Here is a 14405-nt window from a genome sequence, read left to right on the forward strand (position 1 = left end):
GGTTGAACGTGTAGCTTGTTTAGCTGTTAAATTGGTCAGGCCCGCATTGGCGAGCCTCCAAGTTAACGTATTACCCGCAAAATACACTTATGTAGGACGAAGAAGTTTTATCGAAGCAAATCGCTTAAAGACGCTTTATCATAACGACTAAATTTATTAGCAATATTATCTGACGACACATCTAAATATACGGCATCATTCAAAGCATTGGCTTGATACACAGAAAAAACCGGATTTAGGCCAAACAAGTGTTTTTTTGTCTTCTGGTCGATTAATGTTTCAGGCACTGAAGAGCTCAAATCTTCCAGGGAATCATAAACTCTCCTAAGTTTAGTGGCACCAAAATCTGCCTCATCCACATTTAGTATAGATACCGGATTGCTCAATAGCGGATCTATAACTACAGCATCGGCGGTTTTTTTCCACTCATCGGTAAACGTATATGCTAAATCTTCATAATCTTCTACCAATGGCTTTTTTAAACCACACACCGCTTTGTTGATTAGCACACCATTTTGGTCGTTTCTAACGTCGGAATAAATACAGTCTATAAGGATTTCTCTGCCTTGCCTAACCAGTGTGAAGTACGTTCGAAAAGCCGAACGCGATGCCAAGTTTTCATAAAACAGAGCTTTACCGCCATTAAAATCAATAAGCGCCCTTGTATTTTCACCCTCAGTTCCAACAATATGCGCGACTGATTTGCTACCACCTGGCCAGGTAATATTTAAACTGTTTGTTTTATCATCGACCGAGTATATATCTTTTTGAGTAATCGCCGATTTTTCTGCCAGCGAGTGACCGGCAAATGAAAACGTGAGCACTGTTATGGCTATACGTACTTTTTTTAGATTCATAATTATTTCGTCTCCGGCGTGTTAGATGTGGCTTTTAATATAGATTCAAATTTTTTTGCATAGCTTGCAATTAGAGCCTTTTGATCTACGCCATTAATAACATTGCGAGCACCTTCATAATCTCTGGTCGTATTATTAACATAAGTACTCAGCTTTCCACCTGTAAATATTCCCTCCTCCATCCCCCAAATCATAATGGGTGTGGAATTTTCAAACCCGGCGGCTTCATCTGGATAATTTACAAAGTCGACTCCAAAATTTTTTTGGCTTTTTGGTGCCTTTTTCAAGTCAAATTAACTAATCCACGACCTCGATATTTAAAGCCAGGATTTACGGTATACATGACGTTAAATTCAAGCGCACTCTGCCTTATATAGCAATATATAAGGCTTTTAGAGATTTTAACTTTCTAAATCTATTGGCCCTCACCGTCCCGGGTTGTAGTTTTGAAAATTCCGATTAATTACCTTGGTGAAAATCAACAACCAGACACGAATCATCCCCATGCTTTCCAAAAACTTCAAATTATGGAAGACAGTTCAATCCACCTGATCAACGCTTTTCCGCTTTTCATATTATAAGAAATTTTTAAGAACCCTGACTTATACTCTAAGAGATTAACCTCATCCCCTTTCACCAGATAACTTTTAATCCTGGCAGACTCTGATGGATCAGAATACAAAAAAGCCTTCTCCACATTAATTTTAGCAACCGCGCCGATGCCTTTAAGTTTTAAAGCTGCTCCATCAAAGATATCGGCGCTATTGATTCCTGAAAATTCTAACGAGTTTGGATGAATCACGTAATTAACCAGAACTATAGAAGCCACTGCTTTTGCGACATCGGCTGAGGGAAGCCGTAACTCCTTACTAGCACTATTAAATAAAATATTTCCTGTCGACCGGGAAAGTACTAACTCATCTACGCCATTAGGATAACTCCATAAAATCTGATAAGAACCGCTATCTAGCATATTTATATCAGGGATATTCGAATTATCTTCAATATCTTCGAGACTTATCAACCTATGGTTTGAACCTATCAAAACACCATGATCTGTTTCGCCTTTATAAAAATCAAGCACAGCGTCAGTAGGGAATTTTGAATACTGGTAAAGGCACGCGAATTCCGCCCCTAAATTATACTGTTTAAATAGATGGGCACCCGATGGAATTACCGTGCTGCAGTTCTCCGCAGCATGAGCAACACCGTAAAATAGAAAAAAGGCAAAAAAAACATTTGAAATCTTCATTACCGCTCCGCCTTAAGCTTTGTATAAGCATTAGAAATTCTAGTATCGTAGCCAACTTGATTGGCACCATTATATTTCTTCGCAATTGTTAGCCAGTTTTTGTTCTTCATCGGTTCCAACATATTTTTTTCTTTAGTGAGAAAAACCTTAAAGTATTGCAGGTGTTGAAGTGCGCAGTAGTTTTGTGCCTCTACTAGTTCGTCAACACTTTCATACAATTGGGAATAATATTCCCCCATAACCTGAAACTTACCCCAGGAACATGCCTTGCTCGCAGAATCTTTATCTAGCTCACGGGCCCGCAGCAATCTCTCATATTGTGCTTGTTCGGTACCATATGAATAACCGGATTGGTAGACATGGACTATTTTTGGTTCAGTCGTAGACAAGTCATCCAACTGTTGGCTTGTGTAGCCTTTGACTTTAAGAAAACGGTACATATAGTGACGCTCGTAAAGTATTGCAGCATGCTGTTTTCCTGCGACGAACTCCTTAAACGGTACTTTATCACCCGTTTCGGCAACAGCGATGGCGCGAAGCACTTCCCTTTCGACACCGAGCTGCGTAGCTAGTAGCTCGAAGTGCTCCTTAGTTACGTCACGAAAACCTACCTGGCAGGGTGAGTTGACGATTCCTTGCTCGAAACAGAAGCATCTATTACTTGGCAATAAGTTACTAATGATTGCTACTGGATGAAAGTGCGTTATTACACCTATGCCGTTTCCAATTGCTGCTCCACCGGTCAAGTCATCCCAAAATACCATTTCATCTATTCGTTCTTTTTCGTGCTTCAACGTCTTAGGCGAACCCTCCAACAATTGATCCAACTTGCTCCACTTAGGCGCATCGGCCTTGTCTTTCCACTCAGTCGGATGGTGTGCAATCAGCTTGCTCCACTGATCCCGCGTCTCCGCATTTTTCAGTGCCTCCGCGAGTTCGCCCGCATCGACCTCACCGTTGTGATTGGTATCGATCTTCGCAAAGAGGTCTTTGAAAAACTGTGGCGTGTCCTCTGGGTCGAGGAAGCCATCCGCTGCGGCATTGCACTCCTCAACAATCTGGAAGCCCAGTTTCTCCCAATCATGCTGAGTGACGATTTCCGCTTCTGTTTTTTTGATCAGGCCGCTCACCGGCTGGCCATTCTCAATCACACTCACTTCATACCAATCTTCAGTGCCTTCCTTGATAACTGGAGCCTTACTCAAATCGACCGCATGCTGGTTCTTGAGAGGGGTCACATCCGTAGCCGGGGCTTTTTTCTTGAGTCCAGCCCCTACCGCAAGGTGCAGATACTGCTTGCCGGATTTCAAGCCCGCGACGTTTTTGAGGAAATCTTTAACGCCTGCTTCGGCGGTAAAAATCTCCACGTGGACTTGGTGCTTGCTGTTGACACCACCCTCTTCGCTGGTGATATTTTCGGTGAGCCCGAGATAACCGATCGGGTCACCCGCTTTGATACCGGTGCTGGCCGTCTCAACGGTGTTGAAGCTGGTAGGTGTTAAAGAGGTCCAATCGAGAATGCGGTAATCACGCTGATTTTCGACACAGGCCCAAAAACTGGACGGTGCGGTTCCTGCACCCGCGAGATCGCCACTGATTTTAGTGCATTTGGCCATTCGGCGTGTAACACCGTTAACCGTTAGATTCAGCACATCCTTGCTATCGAACTCAACAACGCTGCCGGTAATAAGCTGCAGGTTGCCCAGCTTGGCCCCTGCGGGCTGACCGTTTTGTGGCGAAGCTGGATCGGCATACAAATCGAGTTTGTTGACAACTGTGGCCTTGACCTTACCTTGCCAGTAATTGGGGCGCAGGCGCTCAACGATTTTGTCGGCTGTCCAGATATTCTTGGGCTCCGAGTTTTGGTAAGGCGCGCCGTTCTTCAGGTAGGCGAACCATACTTCAGCACCGGCCTCTCGGACTTTGCGGTTGACGTTCTTCACACTGCCGGAGAGAATTTTCCCCCTTGCATAGGTGACGTTACCGACGTCTTTCTGCTCGAGAATCTCAAGCTTGGTGCCCGTCGATAGTTTCCCTGGGGATGGGGTTCCGTTTGCTTCGGGGAACACGTCGTAGGCCTTGAAGTCGTTTACCGTCATGGTGACTTTGGGAGTGGGTCTTTCAGTTTCAGCTAACGGGTAACGCTGATACGGCAACAGATGCATATAGAGGCTGTAAAAATTCAGCGTATTTTGCTTGCCTTTATTCGGCCCTTCGTCGGGGTTAGGTGCGGACTTGTACTCGTGCCGCACTAGACAGAAGGAGTTAGAGTATTTGAGTTTTTTCTCGTTATCTCCAAACGTCGATTCCAGATAATCGTCGTTAAGGCGGTAGGCAACCACTTCGCCGTCGGCCACGCAGCGCACCGGTTCATTCAGCACGCACTGAGGGGCGCTGGTGTCGGTGATGTGGATTCCGCCGTGCCAGAACTTATTACTGCCCAAGAGGTAGTGCCCAGATGTCTCCGCTCCCAGGGCCTGGTAAATCTCTTCTGCATCAGTGAACTGTTTACCGTCGGCCTTCCTGATAGGGTACTGAAAAGTCATCAGCGGGGCGGGACCGGCAGGCGCAGGCGCAGGGGCTGGTGCTGCAGGCGCAGGAGTTGGCTGTCCCCCCGTTTTGTACTGTGCCTTAGGGCGAAGAAATTTATCCGGCATCGGCCAGTAATTACTATTAAGGCCAAACTTAGCAGATTTCGGTCCTGTCGACGTTTGGGACCCAAAAAAATTGCCTTTTACCCGATTCGCGTCTAGATCTTCAACGACCCCGGTGTGCCCTCTGGTCACCCACAATGCTATGTCCCCACCGTTAACATCGACATCGGCTAGCGGTATGACATCAAAATAAGTTGTATCGGTAGCCAACTGAGCTGTCGTTTTATAGGGAATGTCATAACCCGCATCCCGCAGCATTCGATTCAGCAAATTCGAACAATCGATTTCTTTGCGTCCGTTGTTATCTGCGTCTGCCGTACCGTGCCCGCCTAAGCCGTACTCATATTGGCTGCGTGGGTAGTTTGCTCGTTGCTCGAGTAGTCCTGTGCTCATAGGAAGCTTCCTGCTTTAAAAACAATGAATTGAGCTGCTGGCAGCAACGCCTTGCGTTACTAGGCGTGCCACGGCGCGAGCGCCGATCTCACGCTCGCTTTTCTCAGCATCCTGATAACACGCCATAGCTCGAGGCAGATCTTTTGGAACCAGCTTGCCTGTTTCATAAGACTCGCCCAGTTGAACCAGCGCACCCGCTGATCCCAGGCGCGCGGCACGTTCAAGGGAAGCAACTGACTTTTGCGGATTGATACAGGAACGCGACTTGTCGTACTCCCCTTCATCACAATAGAACTCAGCTAACGCGATACCCGCATCAGCAATCTTGTTTGATGCAGCGATCAAAAGGTCGTAGATCTTGGGCGTTGGTAACTGCGGCGCCTGCCCTGAAAGGCTGATGCTGGCTGCAGCAAATGCCGCTTCCGCTGAGCCTTTTTGTGCACCATCAAGGTAACTGTCCAAGGCCGCCTCGTACAACTGAGCTGAAGAATCTGACTGCGCCTGAATGCCTAAATCGTTAAACATGGCTCCTCTACGCAATGCACGTTCATCCGCAGACAATAAAGTGGTCTGGTTCTGAGCATCCAGTACCGTTTCGAGAGACCAATCTTCAACGCGATTAAGCACCCAGCAATCAGTGTGCGTGAAGGTAAATATTTTCAGAACTGCACCTTGCTGGTCCCGTGCAATCAACCTGTTCGGTAACTTCAACTGTAGGATTAGATCAGACTTCGAAGAAAACACATTCAACTCATCTGCGCCCAGTGCCATGATTTCTTTCTGTATTACTTTGGGATTTCTTCCATCAGCAGCAACCTCCAGCTTCAGCACTGGGGATGCAGTAAAAGCGTGGCGCACTTCGGAAGTGGCCGAAAATGCTTTCACGAACGTTGCAAAATCGTCGCTTGGACACTCCGCTGCAAAAGCCTCTGAACTCAACCCACAGGCCAGTACAACCAACCCTTTAAGGCAAAAAAGCCGTAATCTATTGTTCTTTTTCATAACCAAATCATCACTCAGAAAACACAAAAAAAGCCTTCGGTTTAACCTTCTCAGGCGGCGCATTCATCAACGCCTGATCCATCAAACTCCCCGCCTTATCCTGATCCGCAGCCCCCGGCAACACCGGTGGCTTAATCCCTATCCCCGTGCCATTCCCCGCCGAACCACCCGCATTCACTTTTACCACCGGCCCGACAACCGTGATCCCACCCGCATCGAGTTTGATAAAACTCCCGCCGGCTTTCATCGTCAGTTCCATCCCGGCCTCAATGACGATCTTCTCACCGGCCTTCAGGTGTATCTCGGTACCCGCGCTGACCAACTGCGCCGTGCCCAGCTTTACATGCTGGTTTTGCGCAATGGTCAGGTGGTCGTCCATGCGCACTTCAACTTTGCGATCCGCATACGTGGTGCGGTGTTCTTCAGCTTTCAGCTCGGTGTAAGTGTTCTTCTCAACGGTGTCGTGTCGTTCGTTGCCCACGCGGATTTTTTGGTCGTGCTCGATATTTTCATCCCAATCGCGCTGGGCGTGCAGGAAGATCTGTTCCGCACCCTTTTTATCTTCAATGCGCAGTTCATTGAAGCCTCCGCCACCGGGTGAACTGAGGGTTTTGAATACGGTGCGGGTTTTGTTGGCCGGCAGCGGATACGGAACCTGGTTCTCCTTGTGGTACAGGCAGCCGCTGATCAAAGGCTGATCGGGGTCGCCTTCGAGGAAGGTCACCAGCACTTCCATGCCGATACGCGGAATCGCGATGCCGCCGTAGCGGTCGCCCGCCCAGCCGCTGGAGACGCGCAGCCAGCAGCTGGTTTTGTCATCGGCCAGGCCTTCGCGGTCCCAAAAAAACTGGACTTTTACACGGCCGTATTGATCGCAGTGAATTTCTTCGCCTTTGGGGCCGGTGACCACGGCGGTTTGGCTACCGAGGACGCGCGGTTTGGGGTGTTCCAGCGGCGGGCGGTAGAACACGTCCCAGGGCGTGGCGATGAAGCGGTTGCGGTAGCCTTGGTGGAAGTCGTCTTTGTTGTCGGTGGTGTCGCTGGTCACCGACTCTTCGAGCACTTGCGGCTGTTTGCCTTCGTGCGAGAGTTGGGTCAGCAACCACAGGTCGTTCCACTCGGCGCGTGGGTGGTCGGAGAGTTCGAGGAAGTGGCCACTGGTGAGCGTGGTCTGGTCGCCCCAGCCTTCGGCTTGCTGATAGTCGGCGCGGTGGCGTTCAACGGCGCGTTGGCTGAGAAAGTTGCCGCGTGAGCGCGTCAGGAAACGGCCTGGGTAGTCGTAGTCTTCCAGGTCCGGGCCGGTTTTATCGCCATCGGGTTTGTAGGCGGCTTCGAGTTGCAGGCTGGGCTTTTCAAAGTCGTAATCGCGACGGGTGACACGGCCGGTGCGGGTGGCCAGGCGGACTTTAAAGCCTTTGATTACGGGTTCGTCGGCGACCATGCCGCTGCCTTGCACGTAGGCCGTGGGTTGGCCGAGTTTGGGGAATATGGCCTGGTCGTCGCCAAACACCAGCACATGCGCATCCGCGCTGTGTTGAAAGTGGTAGTGCACGCCCTCTTCTTCGCACAGGCGCTGGACGAAATGCAGGTCGGTTTCGTCGTACTGCACGCAGTAGTCGCGTTCCGGGCACGGCTGGCTGAGTTGGAAGCGGTAGGCGTTGCTCTGAATGCCATGTTCTTCGAGGATCAAGGCAATGATCTTCGGCGCTGACATTTGCTGATAAATCCGCTGGTTGGTGCGGTGATGCAGGTATTGCAGGTGCGGCACAAGCGACACGGTGTAACGGCTCAGGCGCTTGCCGGCGTCGCCTTGGGCAACGCGGTAAAGTTGGCCGTGCACGCCACGGCCTTGCGGGTCGAACGCCAGAAAGGCCTGCTTGTGCAGGAGTTTTTCCAGGTCGATGTCGGGGTTTTCGCTGACCAGTTCGAGGTCGAAGCGGTACGGCTGGCTGATGCCTTCGGTGCCGGTGAACGACAACACTTGCAGGTCGCCGTCGAAGCCATCGATGGTCAGGCTGAAATGCGTTTCGTTAGACGGGTTAAACATGTTCGGCTCCCTGTTCCTTAATCATCCATTACGCCCAAAAGCGCATGCGCTGCCGCCAGGACGGAGTGATACCGAAGGCATCACGCAATTGTGCCGCGGTGATCGTTCGATCCACAGCCTGAAAAGCCAGCGCGCGGCGCAGGGCTGGCCAGCAGTATCTGGGTAAATGCTTGGGCGCTCGCAGCTTGCGCTCCAGGTGTTCATCGCGGGCCTGGGTTGACGGCAAGCGCCGAAAGGGGTGCTTGCCTCCGGCCAATTCGTAAATCACACACGCCACGCCGTAGATGTCGGCGCTGGGCGCCAGTGGCTGCGCCTCCAACAATTCCGGGGCGGCGTAGCCGGGAGTCCAGGCGTTGAAGCGGTCGCGGCTGAGTCGCGGCAGGCCATCCAGCACACCTTCCTGCGCCTGGCTGAGGCCGAAGTCGAAGAGGCGCACGCCCTCCTCGCTGACCATCACGTTGCTCGGCTTCATGTCACCGTGCACCACGCCGCGCGCGTGGGTGTACGCCAGGGCGTCGAGCAACGGCAACACGATCTCGCGCAATTCATGCCAGGGCAAACCCAGCGGACGCTCGCATAAGAGCTTGTCGAGGGTGAGCCCGCGCATCAGTTCCATGGTGATGAAGGCCCGCTTGCAACCGGTGTCTACTTCAAAGCTGTGCAAGCGCAGCACATTGTCGTGGCGCAAGTGCCGTGTCAGCGCGAACTCGCTGTAGAGCAACGCGCTGGCATCCGGGCTCTCGGAGAATTCTTCGCTGAGGACTTTCAGTGCGATGTATGGGTCGGGCTCGCCGAACTGCTCGATCAGCAGGTCCCGAGCACGGTAGACCGCGCCCATGCCACCGGCGCCGAGCAGGCGCTCGATGCGGTAACGCCCCACCAGCAGCTCGGGCATCACACCGAGGCTGGGCTTGGTCGCGGCCTGCGCGGCGACAGCCTTGTGCGGCGTTTCGGGTTGAGGCTTGGCGAACGCAAAGAAGGTCAGGCTATTGTCCTGCTCTTCGTTCACACGTTGCTCATCGACAGGCGGCATGAATTCAGTCATCGGCGGATCACCACGGCGGTGAGGTTGTCGCGTGCCGCACCGCGCAGCGCGCCATCGAACAGACGCTCCACCGCCACATGCGGCGCGTTCAAGCTCAAGGCGTTGCTCAAGGCGTCGCTGGTCAGCCCGTGATACAGACCGTCGCTGCACAGCAAAAACACATCGCCGGCATACACTTCAAGCTCCAACACATCCAGGGTCAGTTGCTCGGCGGCCCCCACCGCGCGGGTCAAGGCATGCGCCGAAGGGTGAATTTTCGCCTGTTCCGCGCTGAGGTTTTGTTCGTCCATGAGCTGCTGCTGAAATGAATGGTCCTTGGACAGTTGGTACAAACGCTGACCGCGCCACAGGTAGCAGCGGCTGTCGCCCGCCCAGATACAGGCAGCGCGCTGGCCTTCGACCAGCAGCGCTACCACGGTGCTGCCCATAATACTGTCGTGCTGCCCGGCGGTCACCGTCAGTTCCTGGCCCAACCGCCGGTTGAGCCAGTGCAAGCACTGGCGGACGTCGGTAAGGCGCGCATCAAAGTCCGCCTGAACCGGTAATTCTGCCAGGCTGGCGACGATCAACTGGCTGGCAATGTCACCACCCTGATGACCGCCCATGCCGTCCGCCACCACCCACAAGCCCCGCTCGGGGCTGTCGAGAAAGGCATCTTCGTTGCGCGCCCGTACCTTGCCTGCATCGGTACGGGCCGCGCTGCGCCAAGGGCTGGCTACCTGCATCAGAGCTGCACCGGCATGCGGAAGGTGCGCAACACACCCATGTCGAACGGGTTCGGCGAGCGCTGGCTGGTCAGCAGGTAGTTCGCGCGCATGCCACCGACATCCGCTTTAAGCACCAGTACGTCACGCCCGGTCAGGTATTCGGTCTGCATCAAGTCGAACAGACGGAACAGCGACCAAGGGCCGGTATTTTTCTCGATGCCAATCGGGCGGCCGACCATTTTGTCGAGCACCAGGCTGGTACGCCCGTCTTCAGCGTCGGTCGGCCATTTGAACGACACCGGCACGATAGGGCCATGACGGTACTCAATGGTCTTGTCGCCGAACTTGAACTCGGAACGACTGACCACCGGGTCGAGGGTGTACGGTTCGAGTTTGAACTGCACCTGCGGCTCCGCCGGGTTATCGGCGAAGAAGCTCTGGCGGATGACTTGAGCGGCGGCCATCTGGTCCAGGTACACCTTGGAGATCGGCAGACTATGCCCGTCAACACTGCGCAGGCGGTAGTTGCCGGCATCGCCGCTGACGAATGGGCGCATATAGCTGTCGAAGAAGCGATCAGCAATACCCTGCGCCTTGAAGAACTCGCGGAAGTCACCAATTGCCACGTCGCTGCTGCTGTGAGCGTTGAACGGGTAACGCTGGCTGATTGCCTTGCCGTAAAAGCTGTACAGCTCGCTCTGATAACGCTGGTTGAGGTACTGGTAAGCATCGCCCAGCACCAGGCGCCAACTGTCGTCCGCGAGTACGCTGAACCACGCGCTGACCGGTCGCGGCAAACGAGCGGAAGCATTGCGCAGGTTGCTCAGGGCGTCACGTTGACCGCCCATGCGCGTCTTGGCCATTTCGAAGGCTGCCTGCTCCGGCGCACTGGCCCGTGCCAAGCTGGCCATTTGCAGTTGCAAATCGTTGAGCGCATTCAGCACCGGAGTCAGGTCAGCGGCCGGGCCATTGTTGTCATCGAGTAAACGATGCAATGGCTCGAAGCGCCGTTGCAGGGACTTCTTCGCGGTGTCCGGGAGGTTTTTAGCCAACGCACCGGCGGCCTTGTCCGCCACCGCCGCTGCCAGTTTACCGGCCTTGCCGCCCTTCTCCGCGAGCTGGCCTGCGGTGTCGGAGGCTTCTTGCGCGTCATCAGCTACCACCGGGAACCGCGTGTTTTCACGCACTTCGACCAACAATTGCAGAATCGGCGAGTTGGCCGAGGTCAAGCCCGCCAGTTGCTCGGCGCCTTCACCGAAGTCATTGATCGGCGGCAACGCGACCTGGCCGACTGCTTCGCTCCAATAGTTAGCGTAGTCACGGAAGTACAGTTGCTCCAGCTCGACCATCAGGCGACGCAGGTCCATACCGCTGATGCCCGCCCCTTCACCCAGCACCCAATTGTCGCGCAGGATTTCAGTCACGAGCATCGAGCCCTGCACCGAAAAGTACTGCTGATAACCCTGCTGGGTGTAGAAGCCCGGGATCACGTAATCGGTGCCCATGAACAGCGCACCTTGTGGCCCCAAGTGCTGGCTCAAGCGGTACTCGGGCATGTTGCGTGCCTGTTCGCGCAGCATGCGATAGACCACGGTGGCCAACGACTCGCTGCGCAGTACCTGGCGTGCCTGTGCGACTAACTGGTCGTTGATCGGGTAGATAAACGGTAATTTGAGCAAGCGCTCAAAGTGCGCGTTCAGGTCGTTCTGCACGGCCGTGTTACCGGTATAGCGCTGAGACCATTCGGTGGCCACCCACTCTTTGAGCCATGGCGCGTCTCGGCGGTCCTTCATGTTCAGCATCAGGTACGCACGCAAGCTGTTGAGCAGGCGGTCGCGGTCGGACATGTTCGCGCGAATCTGCCCTTCCAGCAGTGTGGCCACGCGTGGCAACAGTTGCGCTTGCAGTTCGCGTTGATACGCCTCGTTGACCACCGGGTTGACTTCTTCGCCCTGGTACAAGCCGGCGCGTTCGTGGTAACCCACATCGCCTTTTTTCGGGAAGACTTGCGTCGCGGCATAGCTGCTGTTGAGGGGCTTGAGCGTCGCCATCGAATCGTCGCGCGCAGACAGCGCAGAACGTTGTTGCGTCCAGCTTTGCGCCAGGTTGCGCAGGTTTTCGAGCCGCTCGTAGTTGGCGGAAAAACCGCCAGCCCAGAGCACACCGACCAGTGCCAGCAAGGCCAGCGCGCCCACGTATAGCGCGCGTTGGCCCCAGTTAATGCGGCTGCGTTCACGCTGATCGAGGCCTGCAAGGTCTGCCTCGGGGAAAATAACCTGGCTGAGCAGGTGATGAATAAAGCGCGAACGGCCACTGCGCAGGGTCGGCAATACGCCGGACTTCATGCCCAGGCTGGCGCCAATGCCAGCGGTGGTCTCGTCGAGTTTCTCGGTCAGGTGCGGTGCGCTGGTCAAGTAGAAGCCGCGCATTTGGCTGACACGCTGGTAACGATTGCCGGTAAATGCCAAGTCAACGAACAGGCACAGGCGCTCGCCGATTTGCCCCAGTTGATGAGGGAAGTCGAGAATACGGCCACGGCGCTGCGTATCACGCTCTTGGTGCATGCGCATGATGACTTGGCTGTTGAGGCGGTGAAGCAGCTCTTCAAACTCGGTACGCAGTACGGCCACATCGGCGCCGTTCTGCTGTTTGCGAAAGGTGGCGCCCAACACTTGGTCGCTTTCTTCGCGGGTCAGTTGGTCGAAGAACTCATCGAAACCCAAGAGTTGATCGGCCTTGCTCAGTACCAGATAAACCGGCACGTCCACGTGCAGTTTCTGATGCACGTCTTGCAATCGCGCACGCACCTGGCGGCCGAGCACTTCCAAATCCTTCTCTGTACCGCTTACCAGCGATTCCACCGCAATGGTTACCAACACCCCGTTGAGCGGACGGTTGCGGCGACGTTTGCGCAGCAGTTCGAGCAAGGTACTCCAGGCGCTGCCGTCGACTTCGACGTCGGGCTGGGTGGTGTAGCGGCCAGCGGTGTCGATCAGCACACCGTGGTCGGCGAAGTACCAGTCGCAATGCTGCGTGCCGTTGGTGTCGCGGGTGAGTTTGCGTTCGATCTTGTTGATCGGAAACTCCAGCCCCGAGAAGTCCAGCAGGCTGGTCTTGCCGCTGGCCTGCGGACCGATCAGCAGATACCAGGGCAGATCGTTGCGCCAGCGTTCGCTGCGGCCACGGTACAGGCTCGAGGTTTTGAGGGTTTTCAGCGCGTCCTTGAAACGCGCTTTCAGCTCTCTTTGTTCCCCGTCTATCTTCTCTTCGCGAGCGATACGGGTCTGGCCGTCCTCGCTGGCTTCCACGGCTTTTTTACGCACGCCGGCGCGCCAGCTGACGAACACCATCGTCAGGCCCCAGATCAGGAACAGCACGCTGATGGTCAGCAAGCGGGCAGTCGAGCTTTCCCAGAACTTGTAATCATCTACCGCCAGCAATGGGCCGGCAAACCACACCAGCAGCGCTAAAAACAACACCACCAGCAAGGTCCACACCCAAGTCTTGCGCAAGAATGCGCCGACCTTCTTGAAAAAATTCTTCATCACACGTCCCTGTTTACGGCTGCGACTGCGGCACAGCCGCGGCTGGGTCAATCGGCTGAATCGGCTGGTAAGGTTGCAGCACGGTGTCGCGTTGCTCGTTGAGTACCCAGGCAAAACCGGAATACATCACCACCAGGCAAACCACGGTGAACAACACCACCATCCAGGCTGGAACGATGCGCACGAGGTTGCGCCGCTGATCATTCAAACCGGTCCAATGCGGCGACAACTCACGCGGCACATCACCGCGCAGTTTGCGAATCTGGCGGTACAAGGCATCACGGATGCCATCCAGCTCCAGCATGCCGCGCGCTTGCACGCGGTACTTGCCCTCGAAACCCAGCGCCAGGCACAAGTACATCAGCTCAAGCATGGGCAAGTTTTTGATCGGGTTTTGCGACAGACGATCAAGCAACTGAAAGAATTTCTCACCGCCAAAGGTCTCGTTGTGAAAGCTGCTGAGCAGGCTCATCTGCGACCACGCGCTTTCATTGCCCCACGAGGTGGTCACGACGGCTTCGTCGATCACCGTGCACAACACGTAGCGTGCGCCCATGATGTCGCTGCTTTCGGCGTCATTTTGCAGCGCCCGCACGTCGAAGATTTTCAGCTGGGTGGTCAGGTCTTCGTTAAGTTTGTACAGGTCTTCGCGGTGTTCGCTGTGCTTGAGCCGTACCACTTCCGAGAGCAATTCGCTGGCGGCAGCCACCAACGGATTGAGGCTGATATTGAAGGCTTCAGCCGGGCGCAGGCGCGCAGCGAAAATCATCCGGTCTTCCAACTGCTCATAACGCGGCGGTGCCGCAAAGTCAGTCAGCGGTTGGGCATCCGGGCTATGGCCCTGACGGTCGAGCAGGACGGTTTTATCGTCCTGATGGTGTTCCATGTCCTTGATCATGTCGG

At 54.4% G+C, this 14405-nt stretch carries 10 protein-coding genes; all 10 read right to left on the minus strand.

Going from position 1 to position 14405, the window contains the following annotated elements:
- Positions 1-107: 107 nt before the first annotated feature.
- Entirely contained in the window at positions 108-857 is a 750-nt protein-coding gene (locus AO240_RS28260; protein WP_143505303.1) for a hypothetical protein, read from the minus strand.
- Between the two features lie 2 nt (positions 858-859).
- Positions 860-1144: a hypothetical protein gene (locus tag AO240_RS28265; RefSeq protein WP_143505305.1), complete on the minus strand. Its 285-nt coding sequence runs from the start codon at positions 1142-1144 to the stop codon at positions 860-862.
- A gap of 233 nt (positions 1145-1377) precedes the next feature.
- Positions 1378-2109 (minus strand): hypothetical protein, encoded by a 732-nt coding sequence (locus AO240_RS04280; protein WP_099235292.1) that lies wholly within the window; start codon positions 2107-2109, stop codon positions 1378-1380.
- Positions 2109-5156 carry an N-acetylmuramidase domain-containing protein gene (locus AO240_RS04285; RefSeq protein WP_099235293.1) on the minus strand — a complete coding sequence of 1016 codons (3048 nt, stop codon included), beginning with the start codon at positions 5154-5156 and terminating at the stop codon, positions 2109-2111. Before AO240_RS04285 ends, AO240_RS04280 begins: the two co-directional genes overlap by 1 nt.
- A gap of 15 nt (positions 5157-5171) precedes the next feature.
- The gene (locus tag AO240_RS04290; RefSeq protein WP_099235294.1) at positions 5172-6158 is read right to left on the minus strand and encodes a sel1 repeat family protein; all 987 of its coding nucleotides are present in this window, start codon (positions 6156-6158) and stop codon (positions 5172-5174) included.
- A gap of 10 nt (positions 6159-6168) precedes the next feature.
- Positions 6169-8205 (minus strand): type VI secretion system tip protein TssI/VgrG, encoded by a 2037-nt coding sequence (gene tssI / locus AO240_RS04295; protein WP_099235295.1) that lies wholly within the window; start codon positions 8203-8205, stop codon positions 6169-6171.
- A 28-nt stretch (positions 8206-8233) separates the two neighbouring features.
- A complete protein-coding gene (locus tag AO240_RS04300) occupies positions 8234-9250 on the minus strand; it encodes a serine/threonine-protein kinase (protein ID WP_177445774.1) in 1017 nt (338 codons plus the stop codon).
- The gene (locus AO240_RS04305) at positions 9247-9975 is read right to left on the minus strand and encodes a PP2C family serine/threonine-protein phosphatase (RefSeq protein WP_058414404.1); all 729 of its coding nucleotides are present in this window, start codon (positions 9973-9975) and stop codon (positions 9247-9249) included. Before AO240_RS04305 ends, AO240_RS04300 begins: the two co-directional genes overlap by 4 nt.
- Entirely contained in the window at positions 9975-13502 is a 3528-nt protein-coding gene (gene tssM / locus AO240_RS04310) for a type VI secretion system membrane subunit TssM (RefSeq protein ID WP_099235296.1), read from the minus strand. The genes AO240_RS04305 and tssM overlap by 1 nt, the downstream gene beginning before the upstream one ends.
- A gap of 13 nt (positions 13503-13515) precedes the next feature.
- Positions 13516-14400 (minus strand): type IVB secretion system protein IcmH/DotU, encoded by an 885-nt coding sequence (gene icmH / locus AO240_RS04315; RefSeq protein WP_099235297.1) that lies wholly within the window; start codon positions 14398-14400, stop codon positions 13516-13518.
- Positions 14401-14405 lie beyond the last annotated feature (5 nt).

This window comes from Pseudomonas sp. ICMP 460 (assembly GCF_002723595.1).
GTDB classification, from domain to species: domain Bacteria; phylum Pseudomonadota; class Gammaproteobacteria; order Pseudomonadales; family Pseudomonadaceae; genus Aquipseudomonas; species Aquipseudomonas kitaguniensis.